The organism is Chryseobacterium sp. S0630, from assembly GCF_024158915.1.
Taxonomy (GTDB): Bacteria; Bacteroidota; Bacteroidia; order Flavobacteriales; family Weeksellaceae; genus Chryseobacterium.
Genome location: NZ_JAMZGF010000043.1, coordinates 1 through 25608, shown reverse-complemented (window position 1 = coordinate 25608; position 25608 = coordinate 1). Strand labels below are relative to the sequence as shown.

Below are 25608 nucleotides of genomic sequence, written 5' to 3'. Positions count from 1 at the left end.
ATTTGTCCTGCTTATTGAAACAGCAGCGCTCTACTTTTGTCAAAAAAAAGTTATGGAGCAAAATATTCTGATTATTGGTGGAAACGGATTGGTTGGAAAAACAATTTCCCGAATCCTGAAATCACGAAATCCTCATGTTACTGTTTTTATTGGGGGAAGAAAAGGCGGAAAAACAGATAAAGACCTGAAGATTGATGTTACAGACCCTTCCTCTTTTAAAATTATTTCCGACAAAAAGATACACCTCATCATTCTTTCTGTGAACGATAAAGAAGACAATGTACTTCGTTTTGCCATTGACCATCAAATAGATTATCTGGATATTACAAAACCTACTCCGGCTTTGGTGAAAGCTTACGATATTGCAGGGAAATCAGACATCAATAGCAGAATTGTCTTCAGTTCAGGATGGATGGGCGGGATTGTTCCGGGATTGGCTAATATTCTTTCGGATTCAGGAGATATTAATGAAGTAAAACTCTTTGTCTATTATTCCATAAAGGATCTTGCAGGCGAGAGTTCGGCTCACTTTATGGCAGAAAATGTAGCCGTTCCTTTTGTTCATTATAAGAATGACAAACCGGTTTCAATCAGACATTTCCTGGATACTGAAACCTTCAATTTTTCTTATGGAATTGGGCATAGAAGTGCTTATAATTTTGATGTGCCGGATCTGTATATTCTCAACAAAGTGGAAAGAATTTCTGATGTGAGTGTAAAGATGACCTATAATTCAAAATTCATTACCTGGCTGTTGGGTTCTTTTCAGTATCTCAGAATCTACAATATTTTATCTTTAAAAGAACGAAAAATGATTTTTGGATCCAGTGGTAATGGGGATCAGGCAGTCTTTGAAATTGTAGTTGATGATCAGTCAGGACAAAAGAAACTGAGTTTGCAGAGCGAAAAAGGGCAGGCGGAATTAACCGCTTTATCTGCTGTTCTGCACACCGAAGAACTGTTGAGAAATCCTCATGAAAACAAGGTGTATTTCAGCCATCAGCTGCATGAACCTTTATCATTAATGGCACAACTTAACGCCTACGATTCTATCAATATTAATGTGAAATCATGAAAAAAATAGCCATTATCAACGGACATCCCAATAAAGATTCCTTCAATTTTGGGGTTGCAGAAGCTTACAGACTGGGAGCAGTAGAAGCAGGAGCTGAAGTGAAGGAAATCGTGATAAGGGATTTAAACTTTAATCCCAATTTACAGTTTGGATATCAGAAAAGAATGGAGCTTGAGCCGGATTTGCTGAAAGCTTGGGAAATTATTCAGTGGGCAGATCATTTGGTTTGGATACATCCGGTTTGGTGGGGAGGATTTCCTGCTCTGATGAAAGGATTTATAGACCGCCTTTTCTTACCGGGAATGGCTTATAAATATCGGGAAAATTCTGTCTGGTGGGACAAGCTTTTAAAAGGTAAAACAGCCCATATAATAACTACATTAGACCAGCCGGGATGGTATTACCGCTTGTTTTTTGGCAGGCCCAGTGTGAATCAGCTTAGAAAATCTATCCTTGAATATTGTGGGGTAAAGCCGGTGAAGGTGACTTATATTGGAATTATCAGAAATTCTAAAGAGGAGCAGCGTTCCAAATGGTTGAGAAAAGTGAAGGAACTAGGAAGGAAACAGAAATAACCCGCACAATATTTCTAGGTATTGAGCAATGATAACTTTATCCGGTAATAATTGTTTTTATTATCAGATAAAGTTTCATTATTAAAGAAATTATTTAAACTTATCAAAAAATATAGGATATATATTAAAACCATGAAGAAGGATTAAGAAATAAAGTATAATGAAGATGAATCATTCTGATTTTTAAACTTAAAGCGAAGCTTATCTTAATACAATCTTAATGGTTCAATAAACAAAAGTTTAAACAAGTTTAAAGTAAATACTCTTGTTCCCATTTTTACAATCCTTTTTTGCCCTCAATCCAATAGGCTTGTGATTTGATACATTTTGGTGATACACCTCTGGCTTTAAGAAATTTTCTGATTAATGACATTCTTTCTCCGTTTCCTGTAAGATAAAACACAACTTCATCATCAGAAATAGATTCTTTTTCTTCTCTCAGAAAGTCATTCAAAGCTTCAATCATTCTCATGGTATTGTTTTTAGGACTATGGTATCCATATAAATTAAGCTTTTCAAGAGCAGAACACTCATCCAGTTCATGAAGGCAAATAAATAGGGAACCACATTCTTCTACAGCTTCTTTGATGGAAAGTGAGCTTCCCAAAGAAGTTTCATCCCCTACAGAAAAATGAATTTTTGCATTGGAAGAAAAGAATTGTTTTCCTCTGGGCATTAAAAGTTTGATAGAATTTCCTTTTGTCAGTCTGGTTACAAAATTACTTCCGGCAGCAGACATATCATGCAAATGAAATAAAACATCGAAAGTTCCCGCTTCTTTGTTAAAATTAAAAGGAGAATAATTCCTGAAATCCCTGTCGTTGATTCTTATTCCAATGGCATAGGCAGGTTCATAAGGAACATCCTGTAATTCAGTTTCAAAGCGTATCAGTCGAAGATCATTTGTAATCTGTTCTATATGGCTAACGGTACATTCTTTAAATTTGGAGGACCAAACATTTTCTACGGTGTCATTGATCCATTTTGGTAGGCTTGGCATAAATCATTTTTATTGCAAAGGACGTTGCAAAATCAGAAAATACCGATAGCGGTTTCGGGGAATTAATTGGACTATTCGGGGTTAGTTCTCTATTGGTGCTGATTCCGGAATTCTGATGGAGATTGATCTTCCAGTTTGGAAAATAAACGGCTGAAATAAGTATGATCACTATATCCAAGTTCATAAGCCACTTCTTTTATACTCAGATTGGTAAAGACAAGTAATCTTTTGGCTTCAATCAAAATTTCCTGATGAATCCAGTGTTGTGCAGGTTTTCCTGTAACTTCACGAACGGTTTCTGTTAAATATCCTCTTGTGATATTCAAAGTTGCAGCATATTCAGATGGACTTTTCATGGTTTTAAAATCTTTCCGAACCAAAATTCTGAATGCTCTGGATAGCTGTAAGGCACGGTTTTCATCTGACGCCGGAGAAATATTCTTCCGGGAATACATCAGAGCAAACATTCCGAGAAAAGCATTAAGCAGTGATTGAACGACGAGAAATCCTTCTTTAGTGGAAAGCATTTCGTTCGTATAGGAAGCATGAAGCAGACTTGCTGTAGTATTGATCTTTTTGACAAGACTTTTATCCATAGGCAGCGGTTGTATTTCACCCAACGATTCGTCGAAAAAAGAACGTACTGTGTCAGGAACAAGTTCTGCTTTCACCGCCACAAACCATCCGCAGACCTCTTTCATTAAAAGTCCCTGATGTACCTGTCCCGGCAATACACAGAAAATAGTGGATTCTCTGGCTTCAACTGTTTTAAAATCAACCATCATTCTTACATGACCACTTTCCATGCAGGTGAAAATGTAATGACTGTCCCGGTGTATGCCTTTGTCCAGAAGAATATCCTCGGCATCATGAGTCCTTTTATCCATCCTTTTGACATGGAACTGATGATGGGTAATGCCGTTTAAATCATAAGTGGGAATGGTCTGTTTCATCTTTAAACCTGTTGTGATGAGGATAATACGCAACGGTAAAATTACGTATTTTCACGGTTTTACATCCGGAATATTAATCTCAAATTCGCAGTGCATAACCATGATGCTTTCTTCAAGTCAGATTTTATATGAATATACACCGGAATTCGGAACAGAAAGAAACCTGTTCCGGATTTTATTTTGCTTTTGAAAATGCCATTTTTATGGCTAAATAGGTTAATACGCTGGCCATAAACCATTTCTGAACTTTTATCCACATCGGATTATTGGAAAAGAATAAGGCAACTCTTGCAGCTGTTAATACAATGATAAAATTGATGCTGAAGCTGATCAGAACCTGAATGATCCCAAGTTCCAGACTTTGGGTAAATATCGAACCATACTCTGGTTTGATGAACTGAGGAAAGAAAGACAGGTAAAACACAGCCACTTTCGGATTCAGTACATTCGTTAAAAAACCAATGGTGAAAAGCTTTTTGGGACTATCATGAGCAACATTTTTGTCAACATCAAAAATATTTCTGCTTTTAGGTTTGATAGCCTGATAAGCAAGATATAAAAGATAGACAGTTCCCAGGGTTTTAAGAACGGTATAAGCAAGTGGAACAGCCAGCAAAACAGCTGTAAGACCAAATGAAACCATGATGATATGGAATAAAAATCCACATACCACTCCGGCTAATGAGATAAACCCGGACTTTTTTCCCTGCGTTATAGACTTTGAAATCAGATAAATCATATTGGGACCAGGGCTGATTACTAAAATAAGTGCGGCCAGAATGAAAAATATAAGCTCGTGAAATGGAATCATGCTAGTACATATTTAAATGAAGAGGTTTCCGGTGCAAAGATAAGGGGTGTTTCCGGTTTAATTTTATCAGAGACACAAGAAAAAGTATTTTTTTTCAAATTATATTTTATTTTCCACCTGAATGTGATTTAAAAAATAGAGCAGTCTGTTTTTTTTGTAAATTTCAACTCATAAAATAATTATCATTCACAAATAAATATTATCATGACTACTGAAAACATCTTTGAAGCTATCAGAAAATGGAAACATCTTATTGATTCTTACAAAAACGGAATTGATACAAATGGAGCAGAAATTTTGAATTATTTGAATCAGGGAACTCACTTCAGCGTTTCAGGTGAAGACATTGAACAATGGAAAAGAAATCTTGGAACTACGGAGTTCCCAATGATTCATGCCTATGTGGGAATTCATGAAGGTAAGCTGAAATTTTTCCTCATTGATTCTAAAAGTGATAAAGATGCTCATTTCAATACCATTCTTGTTAAAGATTTCTTAGTAGAATTCGGTGAATCAAAAATAGAAAGCAGCAATGATATTGTGATAGATGTTCCTCCCATTACTGCTGAATCAGCCATTAACCGTAACTTCAGATGGAATATGTTTGGGACTTCCTGGATGCAGGCTCAGAAAACAGAAGATATTTTTCAATTGATTTCCATACCGTTTTCAGATTATGAGAATATTGGAATTACAGAAGGGCAGACATGTACCAGTTTCTTTGGACTTACAGATGATCTGGAAAAAAAAGATTCCGGATTCCCTTATCATATCGAAATCATTACAGTGAAAAGTCTGGCCATTAATCATATGAGCGAGACTGCTGAAAATTATTCTACACCAAGGCCTCCTTTTACGATTATTGATACTCTTAATGATTATCAACTTCTGAAGCAAAGCACCAGTGTTTTCGTATAACAGCCTATCCCTGTATTTACAAATTATAATTAATCTCGTCTTATGTGCCGGATTGATTGTACTGATAAAAGAAGGGATCAAAACAAAACTTCCTGTGATTATATTGCTCTCAGGAGAATTGATGCTGGAGCTGACGGACTTAACGGACCGGCTTATGAAATTAAATACACTCAATATCTACAATTATACATTGAGTCAGTTTTTTGGTTTGATGATTCTTACGGTGATTTATAACCATTACTATATCCAGCTTTCCCTTAAATTAAGATGGATGATCTATTGTTATGCTGTATTGGCATTGATTACTAATCTGTTATATGTGCAAGACGATACACGGATTACTTTTTATTCCAATATTATCACCAGTATTATTATTTGTAGCTATGCCGCTTCTTATTTTATGAAAATCATTAGGGAAGGCAGAGCAGACAGGGATATGTTTATTGTGAACATCCTTGTTTTCCTGTTTTTTTCTATAGAATGTATCATATCCACTACCTTTAATTTTTTAATCAGCAATCATCTGAGTTGGGTAGCACCTATCTGGCTTTTTAGAGGGATCTTACTATTGTCTTTTTATATAGCATTTATTAATCTGGGATGTGGCGTTGGGAAAATCAGGATCAGATAGTTGTATGGATATGGATCGGTATTGGATTGTTTTCTTTAACAACATTATTCGTTACGTTGTTGGTGATTAGTTATTTAAAAAGCATAAGGAAAAATAAACAGAAAGTTTCCCGTTTGGTCCGGAATTCAAAAAATGAATATTGGGAAAATATGCTGCTTTTACAGGAACAGGACCGAGAACGGCTGGCAGAAGAACTTCATGATAATATTATTTCACAATTGAATCTTATCCGTTTGAATCTCAATGATAAGAAACCGGAAGATCTTAATCATGATTTAAAAAAATCAATGCAATTGATACGGGAGTTATCCCATAACCTTACGCCACCTGATCTGGATGAGGTTGAGCTGGTAGATTTAATTGCAGATTATCTTGATCAGATCAATAAAAATATAGAGGTTATTTTCCACCATATGACGATAAGGACAACCATCAGTAATCCTGTAAAACTTAACCTTTTCAGAATTATTCAGGAATTAATTACCAATATTTTAAAACATGCTGAAGCCACCAGAGTGGATGTCTCCTTAAGAATCTCTCTGAACTATTTGATATTAACCATAGAGGATAACGGACGGGGATTTATCATAGAAAAGCATTCGGGAGGTATTGGGCTGAGAAATATTCAGTCCAGAGCACAAAAAATTAAAGCAATTTATAAACTTAAGACACAGCCTGAAAAAGGCACAAAATTCATTGCCTGTATGGCTATACAATAAAAATAAACATGGAACACTCAAAAATTAAAATCGGAATTGTAGATGATGACCTGCTGTTTGTACAGCTTTTGAAAAATTATATTGAAAATAACGGAGACTATCAGGTGGTACTTACCTCAACAGGAGGATATCAGTTTCTCAAAGAACAGGATTCTGCCTCTTTAGATATTCTTATTCTGGATCTGAGGATGACCAATGGCGATGGCCTTGAAGTCATGGCCGAACTGGCTCACAGAGAAACCGAAACAAAAATCATTGTTCTTTCCAGTTTCTACCGCCGTTCATTCATGGGACAAATGCTGAAAATGGGAGCCCATGCTTTTTTGCCCAAAGAAATTGAACTTGAGGAATTATTATCCGTTATGAAGACGGTTTATCATACCGGACATTATTTTTCCAATGACCAGATTGATGTCATGAGAACCCAGCTTTCCAATAAGCTTCCTGAGTTTCATGCATTCTCCAAAAATGAACTCACAGAAAGAGAAATAGATGTTTTAAAATTGGTTTGCCAGCAGTTGAGCACCAAAGAAATTGCAGATTCATTGTTTATTTCACCCAAAACAGTAGAAACTCACAAGACCAATCTGATGATCAAAACCGGAGTGAAAAATATGGCCGGACTTGTCATTTATGCCGTACAGAATAAGGTGATCGATCCGGATGAAATTGTATTATTTGATAAATAGTTTGATCCAAAAAGAATCAGGGAGCACATTATTGTACTCCCTGATAACAAGAAATCTAAAAACACTATAATTTAGGATGTAAAATTTTAGCAATAGAAACTGCATCTGCCACAGTATCCAGGCTGTAGATCTGAATAACACCTTGTGTAGTGGCTGCCTGACCTAAGATATTCTGTTGGTTTTGTGCATTTACTGCATTTTCAAACATAATTCCTGTAGAATGGGCAGCAGATTGATAGACGTTGGCCAAAGCCATTGCAGGAGATTCTCCTACTACTTTTACGTTCGATTGCGTTACTGCATCTGTGATTTGTTCGTTTACTGGCATAATGATTATTGTTTATTTGGGTTAAAAAACAACCGGAATTTCCGGTTGTTCGGATAATGGTATTTAAGCTGTTCGCAAAAAGTGATTACGGATTAAGGATCTTTGCAATTGAAACTGCATCGGCAACCGTATCAAGGCTGTAGATCTGTGCGATACCTTGTGTAGTGGCCGCCTGAGTAACAATGTTTTGCTGGTTCTGGGTATTCACTGCGTTTTCAAACAGGATTCCTGTAGAATGTGCTGCTGATTGATATACGTTGGCCATAGCCATTGCAGGAGATTCAGCTACTACTTTTACGTTCGATTGCGTTACTGCGTCTGTGATTTGTTCGTTTACTGGCATAATGATTATTGTTTATTTTGGTTTAAAAAACAACCGGAGTTTCCGGCTGTTCGGATAAGGATATAAGCTGTTGGCAAAATGGGATTACGGAGTAAGGATTTTAGCAATAGAAACCGCATCGGCTATCGTATCCAGGCTGTAGATTTGAGTCACCCCTTGTGTAGTGGCTGCCTGAGTAACAATATTTTGTTGGTTTTGCGTGTTAATTGCATTTTCAAACATAATTCCTGTGGAATGTGCTGCAGATTGATACACGTTACTTAGAGCCATTGCAGGAGATTCTGCTACTACTTTTACGTTGGATTGAGTTACTGCGTCTGTGATTTTTTCGTTTACTGGCATAATGATTATTGTTTATTTGGGTTAAAATCACCGGGTTTTCCGGCGGGTTAATGTATTCTGCGGTCTGCAAAATGTGATTAAGGTTTAAGAATTTTAGCAATAGAAAGCGCATCAGCGATGGTATCTTTACTGTAGATTTGGGTCACACCCTGAGTAGTGGCTGCCTGGGTAACAATATTATGTTGATTCTGAGCGTTCGTTGCATTTTCAAACATAATTCCTGTAGAATGTGCAGCAGATTGATACACATTACTTAACGCCATGGCAGGAGATTCTGCTACTACTTTTACGTTAGACTGCGTTACCGCGTCTGTGATTTGTTCATTAACTGGCATAATGAGTAAGGTTTATTAGGTTAAAAACAACCGGGCTTTCCGGTTGAGGTCAATTGCTTTGATCAAATAGCTTAAAAATTAAGGCTTAAGGATCTTCGCAATAGAAACTGCGTCTGCTACAGTATCCAGGCTATAGATCTGCAGGATTCCCTGAGTGGTCGCTGCCTGGCCTAAAATGTTCTGTTGATTTTGCGTATTTACCGCATTTTCAAACATGATTCCTGTAGAATGTGCTGCAGATTGATACACGTTGGCCAAAGCCATTGCAGGAGATTCTCCTACTACTTTTACGTTCGATTGCGTTACTGCGTCTGTGATTTGTTCATTAACTGGCATAATTGTAGTTGTTTTTTTGAGATCTGATCTCGGTTAATAAATTATTGAGGTAAACTAGTTTTATGTTGGAGTTTTAAACTCACCACAGATCCTGCAGATGAATAGACTTCAAAAGCATTGGTATTAACAGGTTATGAATAAATTGGATCTGAAGGGTGGCTCTGAATACAATGGTTGAAACCCTATCTGTAAAATCTGCGCGAGTTTAAACCCTATTTTTTTGTAAAAGGATGCGGTCTTTATTTTTAATATCTGTCTCAAAAATAAATTCCTGCTGCAGGTATACTGGCAATGCCGGATTCCTTTGGGCTAAAGACGGATTCTGAATGATTGCTTTTGGACATTAACAGTATCTGAAAGCGGTGCGAAAATAAATGTTGACCTGATTGTATTATGCTGAGGGCACCGGATTTCATCTTTGCAGGGAAATAAACCGCATCCGTAGTTTTTAAAGACCTGGATTAAAAACGTTCTTTTTTAATGGCCTCCATTTGTTTGAGCTTTATATTTTTTGGACTCATTTTTTTTAATCCCATTACATAATGGCTGATGCCGGTTATGGCATTCCGTTGTTGGTTCAATGCAGAATTGATCTGCATCTGTCCGGTGGAGTGTGCGCTTACCTGTGCGGAAATAGCCTGAGGTACAGCGGTAGACATTCCTGTAACGATTGTATCAATTTCGTTCATATTCATTGATTTTGGTGGTTCTAAGTTTGGATGTTGCCTAATCTTGTATTCAGCTTATTCATTCGCTCCATTATTTTAAGCTCTTTCTCTTTTACCTTTGCTGTTGAGGCTTCCTGTAGTTTTTTAAGCTGTTCTTCATAATTCATTACAGGAGTTTCAGGCGGTGGAGGAGTGACCACAGGAACAGGAGCTGCTTCATGCTGTTTTACGGCTTCTTCCAGTTTTTCAAGAAGAGGAGCCAGTGACTTCATAGTCTCTTTGATGGCTTTTTCCTTGATATAAGTAATGATTTCGTCTTCATGTCTTAAAACAAAAGGCATGATTTCTTTTTCAACCATTTCAGGTTCTGTCACAGGCACAGGCGGCCTGGGAGTGGGAGTTTTCTTACGGTTTTTTCTGTGCATAAGTTGTATTTTTATGAGATAAGAATATCTATTTATTACAGCAGATAATTAATAAATGCAGCAGCAGATCTCCAGTCACGGTTGATTTCTTTCACTACATTATATCCGGTAATCTCCAGGGCAATACAGGCTGAGATGGCACTGGCCGATAACATTTCTTTAAGTTGGTTAGGAGGAAGCGTTAGGATGTAATCATCCGGAATCACGGGAGGTGTACCGTTATTTAGAGTTGTTTCGTGTACGATAATACTCAGGATTTCCTGAAAATAATGGGCAATCAGTTTCGAGGCCTGAAACTCCAGTTCTCTTTTTAATTCTATGATTTCATTCTGGCTTACCAGTTCCGAAATAGCTGATACATCCACATCATGTACCGAATACTGTGCTTCCCCTGTATTAGATGGTGTAATCGTAATATCGGTTTTGAGTATACATTTTGATTTTTCAAGATTGATGGTAAGAAGCTTTGAATCCAATTCGGGAGAAGCCACTTCACCTAAAGTGCTGAGAGGTAAAATTCTCACATTACAGTAAAAGGCTTTCGGATCATCCAGTTTGACCATAATCACGGCTATTCCCGTTGATTGATCCTTAGGTTCTACCACAAAACACTGAAAATGATTGTATCTTTTTCCTAATCTGTTGACACAGTTCACCAGTCTTATGGAAGGCTGAACATTAATATCCGATGTCTGAAGATTAAATACAAAACGTTCCGCATGAGGATCATTCTTTTTGGTATCTGCACTTTTGGGATTCGGATAAAGAATATCATTGCTTCTGGTCAGATAAAGTCTTTCATTCAAATCATTTAAACTTTCCAGGTTTAAAATCTTGGCAGGTTTGGTTGCTGAGGAGTAATTCATCTCTTATTTATTTTAATTTTTTCAATGAGTTGGGCTATTATTGTTTTTTTCTTGGGATTAACTTCCGTTTCTATAGAAGAAATTACCGCTTCTTTAATCTCTGGTTTTACGAGTGGCTGTGTCAGTTTAACCGACTTTAATACTAATTTTCCCCCATGATCAGCCGTTATAAAGCTTTTTCTCATACCTTCTTTTTCTGATGAGACTTCTTCCGGAACCGGATCTACTCGTTTTTTTTTTCAAATTCTTCATTTTCAGGAGAAACTTCCGTGTAAGATGGGGGAGAAGGAAGGGCTTCTGAAACAGGAAGCGTATTGACATTATAAATAGTATTGGAAATCTTAGCCTTTACTTCAGCATAATCACTTACCATTTTGAATAAGTCTTTCATCATCTCATTGCCTTTTCCTGCATCCTGACCTTGAATGTTTTCTGCCATCTGAACAGAGGTTTCTTTACTGCCCGGAGCCGGCCCGAAAGTCGTTCCGTAGGTCAGGAGATTATTGGCCAGCCTGCTCAGGGCAATCAAACCTACCTGCTCAAATCCTTTTAAGAAAGACTGTAAATCCTGAACCATCATTCCTGTAGACTGTTCTATCATTACTTTGGTTACTCCGGTCATTGGAGAAGCTTTAGGCGGTGCCAATACCTCACTGTTCACAAATACTACAGCTTTCTCCGCCGGAGTGGTAGCATTGGCTGCCTGGGATTGTTGGGTTTCACTGTTGTTTTCACTCATGATGGTAAGGTTTTAAATTATCCTTTTAAAATTTTAATGGCATCTGCAACAATCGCAGGGTTGAGCTGGTTCAAGTTCTGCTGGTTTGTCACAGAATTCTGAATGGAAATTCCACTGGCATGCGTGGCCATCTGGTAAAGCATACTCATAGCCTGTGCGGGAGACTCACCAAGTACCGTAACGTTAGTCTGCGTTACTGCATCTGTAGTCTGGGTGTTTACTGTTTCTGCCATATTCTGGTTTTAATGGGTTACTATTTTTTTTTAAAATCTAATGTTGACTATGAGATTGTTGATCTCTTTTGTCTGATACAAATTTCATCAAACAAAATAAATCTTCATTAAGGGAAAAAACGGAATTTTAAAAAATAAGGGAATTCTCCTATGAGTGAAATTTTAAGCATGAGTCTTTGCTATATATGAAAGTTTACTTAATTAAATACACAAATACATCATCTGTGAATACGGGTAAACCCTGAATTTCTGAAAATGGGTTTTTCCCCTTTAACGAGTCAGAATGTTTCCGCAGAAATTTGTGTTATTAATATGGATAAAAACTCTGGAAGTCAGAATAGAGAAAAATTTCAGAAATCAAATAAATAACCTTAAATAAAACGATTATGAGCATTATAGGAAAATACAACAATTTGTTTTTCAGTGCAAAAGGAACAAATAACAAAGCTAAGATAGGAATCAGGCTGAAAAACGGAAAGATAAAAGCAATGACTGTGCAGGAGGTCTTCAATACCTACTTTATAAACAGCAGGGAAAACGAAAGAAAGATGCTGGAAACCCTGGAGCTGATGGGAGGAGATATAAAAGATATCATTCAGGTACTTGACATTTATAATGCAGATTATTTATCTGAAGGAGACTATAAATTCAACCATGATCAGTGGGAAAGTGACAAATATGAAAATGAAAGAAAAAAAAATTATGGGGATGTCAGCGAAAAGGAAAGGTATGAAGTTAATATCATCATGAATACCCAGGTTATTACATCTTCTGTATATCGGGATCTGCAGCAATTGTTTTTTATCAAAAAATTTCATGAAAGAAGATGGGATAACGGAAGTAAAAGTAAAGAATTTATGAGACAAAGACTTAGTTTATTGAGAAATGGAACAGAAGGCAGCCCTGATCTCCAGACGATGACATTCTACAGAACAATGGGAGAAACAGAGTTTAAAGGAATAAGTGAATGGGCTGAAAAATATAGGGCAGAAGGTGGAAATATTAAAACTGATCTTACTTTCCATCATGAAATAATGAATACAAAGGTATTTGCCAACGATAATATACCGAACGAGATACCTGTTCGTCACCATTTGGGTGGATACAGCCAGGCCAGATGGTATGCGAGACCTGACAGGCATCAGTTTAAATTTCTCGTGCAGTTTGTATTGAATAAAAATGCTAAAGGATTCTTTGGAAAGCCGGACCAGTTAGTTTTACAAAGAACATCAAAGAATAGTAATTCTGCGGTAGCAAAAATTAAATCATGGTTTGAAGATAACGAAATACCGTTTGAAGAAATAAGTAACAGTGAAGGCCAAAAAGCAGGCAGAATAGGCCTTAAAAATGAAGATAAGGAAGGAGAGGGATTAAGTATTTCGCTAGGTGAGAGCGGAGATACTCAGGAAATATTTCAGGATCTGCTCAGCAGAATACGGCTTATTGAAGTAATTGCTCCGGAATAGATTTTTCAAAATTAAGAATATAGTAAAAAGACAGTCCTTTCAATAAAAGGCTGTCTTTTTAATAAACAGATTATGCTGAAAGTAGACGATCCTCATCCAGTTCTTTCCTCTTCCTCCAGAAGAAATAAGCCACAACAGCTGTTGCAATAGGCAGAGCAATACCAAACTCATCAATATAATAATTGGTATTTCCCGTATCTACAGTGAGAGGAGTAAAAATAGACTGTATAAAAAGGTTATGACTGGCATGTAAAATAACGCCTGTCCATAAACTCCCGGATTTTAATCTTAACCAAGTGAAAATAAAACAGGCTGCAAATATCATAACCGTAAAACATAGAAGAGCCAGCCATTTAGGCCCACCTGTATTATAATTGGAAAAAAGAAGGAGAGGATAATGGTAGATCGACCAGATCACACCCATCCAAAGGGAAGTAGCGGTATAAGAATTCATTTTGGCCAGCTGAGGAGTCAGAAGACCACGCCAGCCTATTTCTTCCCCTAATGCAGAGCCTACTGATCGTACCATACCAAAACTACTCATCAGAATAACATAAAGAATGATTGTGAGACCATCTGAAAGGTTCCAGCCCATTCCTTTGCCAATTTCTGCGACAAATTCATGATTATAAAAACCACCGGCTCCACTGATCCAGATGATGAGGTAAGGAACTAAACTGTAAAGAATAGGAATGCAATACGCCATGATCTGGTACTTTGTCAGTCCCCATTTCCATCCCAGAGATGAAATCGGGATATTCCGGATACGACAGGTAAGAAATGCAGCAATAGCAGGACACCACATGACAATTGTTGCATAAGAGATCATTCCGCCGCCAAGTTTTCCTGTACGGATACACATATAATAGACCGGAAGACAGAAAAGCAGGGTAAGAATCAGATAAGTAGCAATATTCTTCCTGATTTCGGATTTGGATATCGTATTTTCCATAAACTGATTGGGTGTTGATGTTTGTAAATGACTGACAAATAGAAAGTTATTTTTAAATAAAAATACACTTATTTTTTATATGAATAATAATTTAAACATCAATGGAGGTAAGAAAAAAATTTAATAAGGAAAACTGTAAATTAGCCAAAACATTTTTTTCAGAATATCCCAAACGATGTCCAAGCTAAAAGCCATAAGAGAACAAAAAAATCTGACCCAGGAAGAGCTGTCAGAACAATCCAAGATTTCCGTAAGAACCATTCAAAGGATAGAATCCGGAACAGAACCTAAAGGGCATACGTTAAGAGCTCTGGCACAGACTCTGGAAATAGAAGAAATTGAATTGCAGCAGGATCAACCACAAATAATTTCAGAAACAGATGAGGTTGAAATAGAAGTAAAAGAAGAGGAAGCTCCAATCAATTATTCATACATTAAAATCATTAATCTTTCGTCACTCATCTTTACCCTTTTACCGCCACTGAACATTTTTGTTCCGCTTATTCTCATGCATAGTATGAAGCAGAGAAACAGTCTGGCCAGACAGATTATTTCTGTTCAGATGATCTGGACAGTGATGGCACCTATTACCTTCATGCTCGGCATCTTTTTAAAGTTCGGAAAACAGTTTACCCTGATCCTGATGATCCTTATTGTGCTTTCCAATGTGTTTATTATCCTTCGCAATGCCGCCGAAATAGATAAGAATAAAAAACTCTATTTTAGACTGAAATTCAGTATGATATAAAATCTGTCATGGCTTTGTCGGGTTTTTGTCGGGTTCATTTTTAGCAGAACAACGAAAGGAAATTGAATCTTTGTCAAAAAAATAACAATGACAAAGTTTTCAAGATTGAGCCTTCCTTTTTTTATGCTGTTCATGAGTATCATGCACGCACAAACAGAAAAAACAGATCCTCTTTATAAAACCATTATGTCGAAAGACAGCCTGTTTTTTTCTGTGGGATATAATACCTGCAACATACAGCAGATGGAAAATCTGTTGAGTGACAGCTTTGAATTTTATCATGATAAAGGAGGTTTCGAGGACAGGAAAAACTTTATCATTGATTTTAAAAACGGATTGTGCAAATCCCCGGAAACCTATCAGATAAAAAGAGTACTGGTTGATAAAAGCACAGAAGTTTATCCCATGTATAAAGATGGGAAGATCTATGCTGCCATTCAGAACGGAGATCATCTGTTTTATGAAAAGATGGGAAGCCAAGCCGGGAAATTAGTGGGAGAAGCAAAATTCACCCATTTATGGATACTGGAAAATAATGAGTGGAAGCTTAAAAATTCATTGAGTTTTAATCATCATCCGAAGCAGACTACCGATAGTGAAACCATGTTTGATAACGATCAGTCTATGCAAAGCTGGTTGAAAGAAAATAATATTCCTGCTCTTGGATTAGGAATTATCGAAGATGGAAAATTACAGCAGGTAAAAGTTTTTGGTGAAATAAAAAAAGGAATTTCAGCACCTCATAATGCCTTATTTAATGTAGCCTCACTCACCAAACCTGTTACAGCAATGGTAGCCTTACGACTGATAAGTTTAGGCAAGTGGAAACTGGATGAACCTCTTGATACCTATTGGATAGATCCTGATATTGCGAACGATCCTAGGCATCAAAAATTAACAACCAGAATGATCCTGAGCCACCAGACAGGTTTCCCGAACTGGAGATGGATGAATACAGATAAAAAGCTGAATTTTCAGTTTGATCCCGGCACCAAATACCAATACTCAGGAGAAGGTTTTGAATACCTTCGGAAAGCACTGGAAAAGAAATTTGGGAAAACGTTGGAGCAGCTGGCACAGGAACTCATCTTCCAGCCTCTCAAAATGAAGGATACCAGTTACATTTGGGATAAAAACACTGATGAAGCAAGATTTGTAACAGGATATAATGAAAAAAGGGAAGCTTACCTCATCGAAAAAAATAATACAGCCAATGCCGCTGATGATCTTCATACCACGATAGAAGAGTACGGAAATTTTATGATCAGTGTTATGAAAGGGAAAAATCTGAAACCAGAAATTTTTCAGGAAATGATCAAAAAGCAGGTCAAAACAAAAGAGAATAAATATTTTGGATTGGGATTCGAAATATATGACCTTGGAAATGGTGATTATGCTTTATCACACAGTGGCGCTGATAAAGGCACACAATGTATTGCTATCCTATTGCCTAATTCAGGTAAAGGAGTTGTAATTTTCACCAATATTGATGATGGCTATAAGGTTTATGAAAAGCTTGTGCTTCATTATCTGGGAAAGGAAGGGAAGAAGATTGTTGAGATAGAAACCCGATAACTGCTTATGCAATGAAAATCTTTGTATATTCGGGGTATCAATCTGGAAATAAATGCAATAGGTGTGTATTTGTTTCCAGGATATCAAATTATGAACAGAAATAACACGAAAGCTATGTGGCAATATTATATCATCCTGGGAGCAGGAGTCATTCTGTTTGTGGCAGCATTGCTGAGCTTCAGAAGCACTCTTTCATTCTTAAACAAAGCTGAAAAGGCTACAGCCACCGTTACTTCATTGAGAGAATATGAAGACTCGGATGGAATAGTATTTAGCCCTCTGTTTACCTTCCAGGCCCGGAATAATATGGAATATACCTATGAACTGCCGGAAGGTACCAATCCTTCAGCCTGGTCAGTAGGAGAAACAGAAACTGTTATTTATAATCCTGACGATCCGTCTTCCGTAAGTTTGTATACTTATTTCAGAATTTTTGTGTGGCCTTTGGTGCTGATTTCTATCGCTTTGCCATTATTGGTAGTAGGAGGAGGTTATTTTATTGCAGAGCAGTTTTTGAAATAACCTCACCCTCTGTATTTCTATTTTACCTTTTCAAGAAGATATAATTTAGCTCCGGAAAATCCTAATTTAGGCATCAGATTGCCTTCCAGAACCATAGTTTTATTAGTAACATCAATCACAGAAATATAATTGTTGGAATTGTACTCAATATAGTTTTCCTTTTCTTTCGTGGAAGGATTTTTTCCAAATTCCATAGAATATTTTACCCAATCTTCATCCTGTGTGCTGCAATGTACAGGCTTGAATTTAGATTTTTTAGCCCTGAAAACAATCTGATCAAAACCTTCCGTACATTCCGAAGTAAATGAACCATCAGGATTCTGATCTTTTGAAAAATCCTCGAAAGAACCACGATACACACCTACTACTTTCCAAGTACCGTCCACACGGTCTTCATCAATTTTTCCTTTCGCCTTGCTTACGGCCCAGCTGATTCCGTTTACGGTTCCTTTTACTGCTTTATATCCTAAATTTACAGCACCAGATACTACTTTTGTAGCCGTTCTTACCACACAGGAATTGAGAACTAATACAGCCGAAGCCAGAAATAGCATTTTCTTCATTTTGTCAAATTTTGTACGAAGATAATATTTATTTTAAAGAGATGATTTTTACTTTACCATTAATAATACATCCACAGAGGTCTGTATTCTACGGGCCGGAAAAATACTGCTTGAGGTCAGATATACTTTTGATGTGAAGCTCTTCAGCCTGCTTTCTACGCATCATCAATGCATAAGCATTATTAAATCCTAAAGGCTGCAGCCATTGAATTCCATATTGCTTTTCAAACTCTGAATTCACATAGGTGTAGGTTTTATCGGGACTTTGCGAAACATTTCCAATGACTTCTGCTGTAGGCTTTAAAAGGACCAGAAGCCCTGTTCCCGTATATTCAGGGTAAAAATCTATGGCATCATTCATTAGAGCATCAAAACATATTTTTGTTCCTCCTAACCCTGTTTTCGTTTCCACTTTATAATCTGTGTATCCTTCAATAAGCAGGGTATACATTTCTGCGAGAATATATTGTTCCCCAAAGATTTTTGAACCAATTCTCACAGTTCCGGAATTTCCTTTTCGGGAACTTTTATACAGATTATTTCTGATGAGAAAATCTTTTGCAATCTTTTCCGGGGTTTGATGAAGATGATCAGCTCTGTAATTCAGATCCGTCATGATAGAATCACTGAACTTTCCTGCCAGTAGGTTTAAAGTTGTTTCCAATTCCGGAAATTTTTTCAGAGTTTTGGTCTTGATGATGGGAGCTGCATAATAAGGGGGAAATATTTTTTTATCATCATTCAGTACATACAGATCATAGGCTTTGATTCTGCCGTCTGTAGAATATCCGCTGATCAGATCCAGTTCATTCTCATAAGCAGCCTTATACATAATCGCATCGCTTACCACAAGAGGATTCACATTGAGTCCATAGACTGAACGAAGTCCGATATCACCATCCTGTCTCCCCATAAATTCCGGTGTGAAACCTGCTTTAATCGTACGGTGTGATCCAAAAAACGAAACATATCCTATTCCCAGAATAATAAGAATAACAGGAAGAATATATTTCAGTTTTTGAAAAAAACGGTACCCCGATTTCTGAATCATGGCAATAACCTGATCCAGAAAAACAGCCAATAATGCCGCTGGAATGGCCCCAGCCAATATCATATTCGTATTGTTGAGTGAAATTCCTCCGAAGATAAACTCTCCCAAACCACCTGCTGCCACAAAAGAGGCAAGAGTAGCCACTCCAACATTAATAACAGCAGCTGTCCTGATGCCTGCGATGATAACCGGCATGGCTAAAGGTAGCTTTACCTTAAAAAGAAGCTGGCTTCTGTTCATTCCCATGGCCTTGGCTGCCTCAATGACTGCCGGATCTACACCCGTAATTCCGGTATAGGTATTCCGGATAATGGGAAGGAGAGCATAGATCAATAAAGCGGCAATAGCAGGCTTCGGGCCAATGCCTAAAACAGGAATCATAAATCCCAGCAATGCAATACTCGGAATAGTCTGTAAAATACCGGCAATACCCAGCACCGGGCTTGAAAGTTTCTTTTTTCTGGAAATAAGTATTCCTAATGGCACTCCAACAATGATAGCCAGAAGCAAAGACAAAAAGGTAAGCCCAAGATGCTGAATAATCTGAGTGGTTAGTTTTTCGTGCTGTTCCGCAATAAATTGCCAAAGACTCTGTTGCTGCGTCATACCATCTGTGATTTTCTATACTGATTAAATGCTCTGACCACTTCTTCATACACTTCAGCGTTTTGGTGATCAGAACTCAATTGCTGTAAAATATCCCAGACACTTGTACTACCCGTACCGTTTGGTCTGTAGTATGAATTTTCAGGCGTAAGAAACGGACTGATATGATGCAACGATGTTACTTTATACTCTAATAAAAGACGGTTTTTAGCAAAAAAATCAAGTACAAAGTCATTTTCAGGATGGTAAAGCATTTCACTGGGAGTACCAGTCTGTACAATTTTTCCCTGATCCATCAGACAAATCCTATGTCCCAACTCAAAGGCTTCCTGTACATCGTGAGTAACCAGTATGATGGTTTTACTTTTAAGTTCTTCCAAAGATTTAAATTCAGAATGAATATCAGCCTTGGTAATCGTATCAAGTGCTCCGAAAGGTTCATCCATCAGCAAAACAGGATTATCTGCAATCAAGGCTCTTGCAATACCTACACGTTGCTGTTGTCCGCCGCTCAACTCGTGGGGGAATCGGGAAAGTACCTCTTCAGAAAGATGGAGTTTAGCCAAAAGCTCATGCGTTTTTCTCTCTGTTTTCTTTTTGTCCCATTTCAACAGCTCAGGAACTACTGCAATATTCTGCTGAATCGTGTAATGGGGAAATAACCCCGAATGCTGCATGACAAAACCAATTCCCATTCTCAGTTCCTCGGCTTTCTGATCACGGATGTTTTTGTCATCTATGAAAATATTTCCGGAATCTGCTTCTATGAGACGGTTGATCATCTTAAGCGTGGTGGTTTTCCCGCACCCGCTGGTTCCTAAAAGAACAAGAATCTCCTGATCAAATGCCTGAAAAGAAATTTGATCTACTGCTTTTTTTCCATTAAAACTCTTTGAAATTGATTCTACTGTGATCATCGGTAAAAAATTACTGAGCAAGTCTGATTCCTGTGAACTGCCATTTTAAATTGGGCTGAAAAAAATTGCGGTATGTATTTCTGCTGTGTCCCGGAGGTGTGGCTTCCGAAGCTCCTCTTAAAACCATTTGGTTGATCATGAATTTCCCGTTATATTCACCTACAGCACCTGCTTCTTTCTTAAAATGAGGATAAGGCAGATAAGCAGAATTCGTCCATTCCCAGCGTGTTCCCCAGTCAAAATAAACGGAAGCCGTTTCCCATTCTTCTTCAGTGGGCAGACGCATTCCTTTCCAGGAGGCGAAAGCGGAGGCTTCATAAAAATTGATGTGGCACAATGGAGCATCAGGGTCTATTTCCTGTAAGCCATTGAGGGTATAATACATCCATTTGTTTTCGATATAATGCCAGTATAGTGGAGATTTCGCAGCATTCTGTTTCACCCAGTCCCATCCTTCCGCATGCCAGTGCCTGAAATCTTCATATCCGCCTGCTTTCATAAATTCTAAATATTCACTATTGGTGACGAGACGGCTGGCAATTTCAAAGTCTGGAAGATATACTTTATGCCTTCCTAATTCATTATCAAAGCAAAATCCATCTCCTTTATATCCAATTTCATAAACTCCTTCAGAAAACCTGAGCATTTCCAGATCTTCGGAGCTGTTTTGTCTGGGTTTTTCTTCTTTTGTATAGGCAGGGAAAAGCGGATTATGTCCTAAAATATATTTAATGTCTGTGACTAATAATTCCTGGTGCTGCTGCTCATGATTTAGTCCCAGTTCCAAAAGCGGTTCAAGAGCTTCGAAAAGCTTCCATATGCTCATCTACATATTTTCGATATTGATACACCTCTGAAACAGAAGGACGGCTGAGGTTTCCGCGGTCAGTGCGGATCACCCGTGCTCCGATGGTCTCATAGTAGCTGTTGAAAACAAAATTATACTGTGGATCAAAAACTTTATAATCCGGAAAATGCGGGGTAAGAATGAAAGTCTCAAAAAACCAGGTGGTATGACCCAGATGCCATTTCGGAGGGCTTACATCTACAATCGGCTGTACTACATAATCCTCGATTTCCAGTGGAGCACAGATTTCCTCAGAACGTCTGCGGATGTCCTTATACTTTTTAGTAATATCTTTTGTGGTGATCTCTGGTGTCATGTCTTTTAGTTTTTTAATGATTGAATTTCAATGAAATAAGGAGGTTTTATTTTTCACTTTTGCAGATGTACTGTGTGTATCATCTTTTTTTATTTTACCTGCCAGATGCTGTCTACAAACCATTTTTTAGCATCTTTGATCTCTCCTGTGATGGTAAAACCTGATTTTTCGCCCAATTCCCTGATCTTTTCAGGAGAGAATTTCTGTGAGATTTCCATGTCGATAAGTTCGTTTTCATCAAAAGAAATCTTTGTATTGTCAATCGTCACATCCTGGCTGATAAGGCTGATCAGAAAACTTCTGCAGGCTCCGGTAACCGGATCATAAGTCTGGTAATGCTGAAATTGTTTCAGATCGAAATTACCACCCAGTTCATTGTTGATACGGGTAAGAAGATTTAGGTTAAAAGAAGCGGTAATTCCTTCTTTGTCATTATAAGCCTCCAGAATAATGTGTGGATTTTTCTTGAGGTCAAATCCTATCAATACACGATCTTTTGGAGATAGATTGTTATTCAGATGCAGGCAGAAATCATCAGCTTCTTCAGGAGTCATATTCCCGATATTACTTCCTAAAAATAGAACAACTTTTCTCCGGTCCGATAAGGAAGCGGTTTTTTGAAGCATTTCAAAATAATCTCCTTCCAGACAGGTAATTTTCATTTCCGGAAGCTGGCTGCTTAGTTTTTTGTGGAGTATGGAAAGGATATTTCCTGAGATATCAATCGGCATGTAAGTAAAGTCAATCCCTTTCCTGATCAGCTGTTCAAGTAAGTAGGTCGATTTCATGGCGTCTCCTGCTCCTAATTCAATCAGGTCAAAAGGTTCGTTTCCTGGAATAAGCAGATCTATAAGTTCATCTGTTTTATTTTTGAAAATATCGAGTTCACAACGGGTCAGATAATAGGAAGGCATGGCCATTATTTGCTGAAAAAGATGATCGCCGATCTTATCGTAAAAATATTTTGAAGATAATTTTTTAGGAGTATTCTGGAGTCCGTTCAAAACATCTGAACGGAAATGATCAACAGCATTCTCTTCAGTCTTAGATTGTGGGTCTAACTGTACATTCATAAGTCTTATTTTGTGTGATTTCGTAGATTATTGCAATTATCCTGCCTTTTACAACATGACAATTCTTTGCATATATCTAATTAAATATAAACAATTTTACTCTTAATAGGATGATTATCATGAGGTTTTTATCAGATGTGGTATTTTTTTATCCATCAGGAATCCTTTCTTTTGAAAGTAAAACCAGTGAAGAAGAGTAGGGAAGCTGTCCGGTTTACCACCCGAAAATCAGTATTCACCATTCAATATGACCTGTTCAAAGTAGTTGTCCTTATTTCGAGCTCTGCTTTACCATAATTTTACCATCACAAAACATCACTATTATGAATACTACATTGAATTTCAGTAAAAAAATACAATCCATTTTATCCCTGTTTATTTTGATGGGAATGGGGCTTTTGTCTTTAAAAGCACAGACGTATACCACTGGTGGGAAAAACATCGAAAACCTAGCTGTAAAAACTGCTTTCCAGAATACAAAGCAAATAAGAGCCGGACTGTTGAACGTTGGATATGCAGAAGTAGGTCCAGCCAATGGAAAACCTGTGATCCTTCTTCATGGATGGCCTTATGATATCCATAGTTTTGAAGAGTCCTCCGCTATACTTGCTGAAAAAGGCTACCGTGTGTTAGTTCCTTATTTAAGAGGCTATGGAACCACTACCTTTGTCTCACCGGATACCAAACGAAATGGTCAGCAGAGTGCTGTTGCATTGGACATCATTGCTTTTATGGATGCTCTGAAAATTGATAAAGCGATCATTGGCGGCTTTGACTGGGGTGCAAGAACCGCAGATATTATGGCAGCACTATGGCCTGAACGCTGTACAGGTTTGGTGGCTGTAAGCGGATATTTAATAGGAAGCCCAAAAGCAAACGAAAAACCTCTTCCCCCCAACGCTGAATTTTTATGGTGGTATCAGTATTATTTTTCAACAGAAAGAGGGTATAAAGGGTACAAAGCGAATACTATGGCATTTAACAAATTGATATGGAAAACGGCTTCTCCAAAATGGGCTTTTGATGACCAGACCTACGAGCGTTCTGCTAAAGCATTCGATAATCCTGATCATGTGGATATTGTAATTCACAATTACCGCTGGCGTCTGGGATTAGCAAAAGGAGAAAAGCAATACGATGCGTTTGAAGCGAAACTGGCAAAATCTCCATCGATTACAGTTCCAACTGTTACCCTGGAAGGCGATGCCAACGGAGCTGCATTTCCTGCCCCGGAAAGTTATGCTTCCAGATTTACAGGTCAATATGCGCACCATACTTTCACGGGAGGAATTGGACACAATTTGCCACAGGAAGCTCCAAAAGCGTTTGCAGATGCAATCATAGAAGTAGACTCCATGTCGCAATCCAAATAAAAATCTGAAAGAATACAACAAAACCACTGCTCAATAACAGTGGTTTTTTATCTTTATAGTATCCTAAACTAGTTTTTAGATTCTTCTTCAACCTTCAGTTTATTCACCAAAGGATTGGCGTACATGGCCAGGAAATATTCTCTGGAAACAGGATCCGACGGATCAATGCGCATTTCAAGTCTGCGGGCAAATAACTGTTTTTCCTGTTCCGTATATTCGGAAGCGTACGTATTCGTGTTATGAAGAAGATCGTATGCGATATACTTGGTAGGCCAAAGCTTATAATTACTGATGATAGAACGGTCAATTACCTGTGCAATGGCCTGCAGCTGTTTGTTTTTATTATCAATGGTGGCTGCTATTTCATCCAGTTCTTTATCCAGAACATCTCCGGCATGAAGATGAATACGTTTCTTTTGGCCCAGAATTCCGCTGATAATGTTGGTGAAATCTTCATTTTTCCCTTTAATATATTCCTCATCCCTGTGTTGTGCCAGCAGCTGAGGCATTTTTAACGAATCTGTAGGGTCATATTCATAGGAGATAGAGATAGGAACAATCTTTAATGTTTTAAAATAATCTATCAATGATTGGTCTCCGGCTGCCATGGCAAGCATTTTCAAAACACCTTGCTGGGTAGAATCGTTACCGTTTTTGGTACGGCCTTCACGCTGGGCAATCCATACAGAACGGTTTTCCTGAAGAAGCAGCTCTTTAATATACTCAGACATCGTCTGTGAACTGGTAAGTTGTTCACGAAGCGGCAGACCTCTTTGTACCAGAAAGTTACGGTTCAGTTTAGCCAGTACGTTTAAGAAGTTCTTGCGGACAAGATTATCTCCAATAGCAGAAGCCGTCATTACATAACCACCTTCCAGCAATACCAGATTAAGCAGTGAAGTATCCAGAACGATATCTCTGTGGTTCGAGATGAAAAGGTAAGAGGTGTTTTTATCCAGCTTATCAAATCCTGAAGTCGTTAAGCCATCAGAACTTTTTGCAAGAATCTGGCGAACGGCAAAGGCTACAAACTGATGCTGAAAATCACTGATGGAATGAACATTCTTAAACTGTTCCAGCCAAACCTGCTCATTTGTATCAGGAAAAGTAAAATTCATAAAGGCTTTCATCATGGGATCACGGGCTATGCTCTGTAATCTCTCATTCACTTCCTGATCATAGAAATACCGGATTTCATCAAACTTAGACATGCGGTTAGGTAAAAATTAAAACTTTTTGCAAAAGAACGAAAATTTATCGGGGGAGAGGGTATAAAGGGTGTTAAAGTATTATGAAGGGCGTAGGAGTTTGGATTCGACAGCACTCTTCTCTCTTAGTCTGTAGTAGAAATTCAATAGAAATGGGCTTTAGCCCATTTTAATAAGAAAACATTCCTTTGGCTTTAGCCTAAACTTAAACGTGTTATATTGAGATTCCTACGGAATGACAAACGTTGTGGATAGTCTAAGCGAATAGTTTATATTATGTCTGAAGCAAGTAACTATGTACACGTACACACACGCACAAATAAGCGCTCACCTTGTCATTCCGCAGGAATCTAAACTCTTATTTTATCCTCATTCATTATCACAAGCTTTCTGTGTCTGGATTCC

The 25608-nt window shown here is 37.8% G+C and carries 31 protein-coding genes, 1 pseudogene and 1 riboswitch; of the genes and pseudogenes, 11 read left to right on the top strand and 21 right to left on the bottom strand.

The annotated features are described in order from the left end of the window. The first annotated feature begins 52 nt into the window (after window positions 1-52). On the top strand, window positions 53-1075 hold the full coding sequence (locus NK356_RS17095; protein ID WP_253317546.1) for a saccharopine dehydrogenase: 1023 nt from the start codon (window positions 53-55) through the stop codon (window positions 1073-1075). Continuing rightward, a complete protein-coding gene (locus NK356_RS17090) occupies window positions 1072-1650 on the top strand; it encodes an NAD(P)H-dependent oxidoreductase (RefSeq protein ID WP_253317545.1) in 579 nt (192 codons plus the stop codon). Before NK356_RS17095 ends, NK356_RS17090 begins: the two co-directional genes overlap by 4 nt. Window positions 1651-1927: 277 nt before the next feature. Here NK356_RS17090 and NK356_RS17085 read toward each other — a convergent pair whose 3' ends face one another. The 3 genes from NK356_RS17085 to NK356_RS17075 all read right to left on the bottom strand — a co-directional run bounded on the left by NK356_RS17085 (window position 1928) and on the right by NK356_RS17075 (window position 4414). Next, complete coding sequence (locus NK356_RS17085) at window positions 1928-2650, bottom strand: FAD-binding oxidoreductase (RefSeq protein ID WP_034697238.1); 723 nt, start codon at window positions 2648-2650, stop codon at window positions 1928-1930. Between the two features lie 89 nt (window positions 2651-2739). Then, window positions 2740-3603, bottom strand: a complete 864-nt coding sequence (locus NK356_RS17080; protein WP_034697236.1) for an AraC family transcriptional regulator — start codon at window positions 3601-3603, stop codon at window positions 2740-2742. Between the two features lie 175 nt (window positions 3604-3778). Beyond that, window positions 3779-4414, bottom strand: a complete 636-nt coding sequence (locus tag NK356_RS17075; protein ID WP_034697235.1) for a LysE family translocator — start codon at window positions 4412-4414, stop codon at window positions 3779-3781. A gap of 204 nt (window positions 4415-4618) precedes the next feature. On the opposite strand from NK356_RS17075, the gene NK356_RS17070 reads away from it, so the two are divergent. The 4 genes from NK356_RS17070 to NK356_RS17055 all read left to right on the top strand — a co-directional run bounded on the left by NK356_RS17070 (window position 4619) and on the right by NK356_RS17055 (window position 7371). Continuing rightward, window positions 4619-5332, top strand: coding sequence for a hypothetical protein (locus tag NK356_RS17070; RefSeq protein ID WP_253317544.1), 714 nt, complete (start codon window positions 4619-4621; stop codon window positions 5330-5332). A 154-nt stretch (window positions 5333-5486) separates the two neighbouring features. Continuing rightward, entirely contained in the window at window positions 5487-5963 is a 477-nt protein-coding gene (locus tag NK356_RS17065; RefSeq protein ID WP_156106487.1) for a hypothetical protein, read from the top strand. Window positions 5964-6112: 149 nt separating this feature from the next. Beyond that, window positions 6113-6682: a sensor histidine kinase gene (locus tag NK356_RS17060; protein WP_185103721.1), complete on the top strand. Its 570-nt coding sequence runs from the start codon at window positions 6113-6115 to the stop codon at window positions 6680-6682. A gap of 8 nt (window positions 6683-6690) precedes the next feature. Then, on the top strand, window positions 6691-7371 hold the full coding sequence (locus tag NK356_RS17055) for a DNA-binding response regulator (protein ID WP_253317543.1): 681 nt from the start codon (window positions 6691-6693) through the stop codon (window positions 7369-7371). A gap of 64 nt (window positions 7372-7435) precedes the next feature. On the opposite strand, the gene NK356_RS17050 is transcribed toward NK356_RS17055, so the two are convergent. From NK356_RS17050 to NK356_RS17000, 11 genes are all read right to left on the bottom strand, one after another. After that, window positions 7436-7699, bottom strand: coding sequence for a RebB family R body protein (locus NK356_RS17050; protein WP_034697228.1), 264 nt, complete (start codon window positions 7697-7699; stop codon window positions 7436-7438). Window positions 7700-7784: 85 nt separating this feature from the next. After that, window positions 7785-8042, bottom strand: a complete 258-nt coding sequence (locus NK356_RS17045; protein WP_034697227.1) for a RebB family R body protein — start codon at window positions 8040-8042, stop codon at window positions 7785-7787. 84 nt (window positions 8043-8126) lie between these two features. Next, the gene (locus tag NK356_RS17040) at window positions 8127-8384 is read right to left on the bottom strand and encodes a RebB family R body protein (protein WP_034697225.1); all 258 of its coding nucleotides are present in this window, start codon (window positions 8382-8384) and stop codon (window positions 8127-8129) included. Window positions 8385-8461: 77 nt separating this feature from the next. Further along, entirely contained in the window at window positions 8462-8719 is a 258-nt protein-coding gene (locus NK356_RS17035; protein ID WP_034697223.1) for a RebB family R body protein, read from the bottom strand. Between the two features lie 78 nt (window positions 8720-8797). Then, window positions 8798-9055, bottom strand: a complete 258-nt coding sequence (locus NK356_RS17030; RefSeq protein ID WP_034697220.1) for a RebB family R body protein — start codon at window positions 9053-9055, stop codon at window positions 8798-8800. Between the two features lie 461 nt (window positions 9056-9516). After that, window positions 9517-9744, bottom strand: a complete 228-nt coding sequence (locus NK356_RS17025) for a RebB family R body protein (protein ID WP_156106485.1) — start codon at window positions 9742-9744, stop codon at window positions 9517-9519. Window positions 9745-9764: 20 nt separating this feature from the next. After that, window positions 9765-10148, bottom strand: coding sequence for a hypothetical protein (locus NK356_RS17020; protein ID WP_034697217.1), 384 nt, complete (start codon window positions 10146-10148; stop codon window positions 9765-9767). A gap of 35 nt (window positions 10149-10183) precedes the next feature. Further along, window positions 10184-11014 carry a hypothetical protein gene (locus NK356_RS17015; RefSeq protein WP_034697216.1) on the bottom strand — a complete coding sequence of 277 codons (831 nt, stop codon included), beginning with the start codon at window positions 11012-11014 and terminating at the stop codon, window positions 10184-10186. Further along, window positions 11011-11199 (bottom strand): hypothetical protein, encoded by a 189-nt coding sequence (locus tag NK356_RS17010; RefSeq protein WP_034697214.1) that lies wholly within the window; start codon window positions 11197-11199, stop codon window positions 11011-11013. The genes NK356_RS17015 and NK356_RS17010 overlap by 4 nt, the downstream gene beginning before the upstream one ends. Window positions 11200-11237: 38 nt before the next feature. Next, a complete protein-coding gene (locus NK356_RS17005; RefSeq protein WP_253317542.1) occupies window positions 11238-11753 on the bottom strand; it encodes a hypothetical protein in 516 nt (171 codons plus the stop codon). A gap of 17 nt (window positions 11754-11770) precedes the next feature. Beyond that, window positions 11771-11986: a RebB family R body protein gene (locus tag NK356_RS17000; protein ID WP_034697211.1), complete on the bottom strand. Its 216-nt coding sequence runs from the start codon at window positions 11984-11986 to the stop codon at window positions 11771-11773. Window positions 11987-12372: 386 nt separating this feature from the next. On the opposite strand from NK356_RS17000, the gene NK356_RS16995 reads away from it, so the two are divergent. Continuing rightward, window positions 12373-13452 carry a hypothetical protein gene (locus NK356_RS16995; protein WP_253317541.1) on the top strand — a complete coding sequence of 360 codons (1080 nt, stop codon included), beginning with the start codon at window positions 12373-12375 and terminating at the stop codon, window positions 13450-13452. Between the two features lie 70 nt (window positions 13453-13522). Here NK356_RS16995 and NK356_RS16990 read toward each other — a convergent pair whose 3' ends face one another. Then, window positions 13523-14404 (bottom strand): CPBP family intramembrane glutamic endopeptidase, encoded by an 882-nt coding sequence (locus NK356_RS16990; RefSeq protein ID WP_253317540.1) that lies wholly within the window; start codon window positions 14402-14404, stop codon window positions 13523-13525. 175 nt (window positions 14405-14579) lie between these two features. Here NK356_RS16990 and NK356_RS16985 point away from each other — a divergent pair, with 175 nt between their 5' ends. The 3 genes from NK356_RS16985 to NK356_RS16975 all read left to right on the top strand — a co-directional run bounded on the left by NK356_RS16985 (window position 14580) and on the right by NK356_RS16975 (window position 17249). Further along, window positions 14580-15152, top strand: a complete 573-nt coding sequence (locus NK356_RS16985) for a helix-turn-helix domain-containing protein (protein ID WP_034697208.1) — start codon at window positions 14580-14582, stop codon at window positions 15150-15152. 87 nt (window positions 15153-15239) lie between these two features. After that, window positions 15240-16727, top strand: a complete 1488-nt coding sequence (locus tag NK356_RS16980) for a class A beta-lactamase-related serine hydrolase (protein WP_253317539.1) — start codon at window positions 15240-15242, stop codon at window positions 16725-16727. 90 nt (window positions 16728-16817) lie between these two features. Beyond that, the gene (locus NK356_RS16975) at window positions 16818-17249 is read left to right on the top strand and encodes a DUF3592 domain-containing protein (protein WP_253317538.1); all 432 of its coding nucleotides are present in this window, start codon (window positions 16818-16820) and stop codon (window positions 17247-17249) included. A gap of 17 nt (window positions 17250-17266) precedes the next feature. Here the strand turns inward: NK356_RS16975 and NK356_RS16970 are convergent, their stop codons facing one another. The 5 genes and pseudogenes from NK356_RS16970 to NK356_RS16950 all read right to left on the bottom strand — a co-directional run bounded on the left by NK356_RS16970 (window position 17267) and on the right by NK356_RS16950 (window position 22103). Further along, window positions 17267-17812, bottom strand: coding sequence for a hypothetical protein (locus NK356_RS16970; RefSeq protein WP_253317537.1), 546 nt, complete (start codon window positions 17810-17812; stop codon window positions 17267-17269). Window positions 17813-17900: 88 nt separating this feature from the next. Then, a complete protein-coding gene (locus NK356_RS16965) occupies window positions 17901-19469 on the bottom strand; it encodes an ABC transporter permease/substrate-binding protein (protein WP_253317536.1) in 1569 nt (522 codons plus the stop codon). Next, entirely contained in the window at window positions 19466-20386 is a 921-nt protein-coding gene (locus tag NK356_RS16960; RefSeq protein WP_034697202.1) for an ABC transporter ATP-binding protein, read from the bottom strand. The genes NK356_RS16965 and NK356_RS16960 overlap by 4 nt, the downstream gene beginning before the upstream one ends. Before the next feature lie 10 nt (window positions 20387-20396). After that, window positions 20397-21549, bottom strand: a pseudogene (gene egtB, locus NK356_RS16955) (ergothioneine biosynthesis protein EgtB). Between the two features lie 89 nt (window positions 21550-21638). Continuing rightward, window positions 21639-22103 (bottom strand): L-histidine N(alpha)-methyltransferase, encoded by a 465-nt coding sequence (locus tag NK356_RS16950; RefSeq protein WP_253317535.1) that lies wholly within the window; start codon window positions 22101-22103, stop codon window positions 21639-21641. Then, window positions 22068-22224: riboswitch (Fluoride riboswitch) on the bottom strand. It overlaps the preceding gene by 36 nt. Before the next feature lie 721 nt (window positions 22225-22945). Here NK356_RS16950 and NK356_RS16945 point away from each other — a divergent pair. Then, a complete protein-coding gene (locus tag NK356_RS16945; RefSeq protein ID WP_253317534.1) occupies window positions 22946-23995 on the top strand; it encodes an alpha/beta fold hydrolase in 1050 nt (349 codons plus the stop codon). Between the two features lie 68 nt (window positions 23996-24063). On the opposite strand, the gene NK356_RS16940 is transcribed toward NK356_RS16945, so the two are convergent. Next, on the bottom strand, window positions 24064-25206 hold the full coding sequence (locus NK356_RS16940) for a 1-acyl-sn-glycerol-3-phosphate acyltransferase (RefSeq protein WP_253317533.1): 1143 nt from the start codon (window positions 25204-25206) through the stop codon (window positions 24064-24066). Between the last annotated feature and the right edge of the window lie 402 nt (window positions 25207-25608).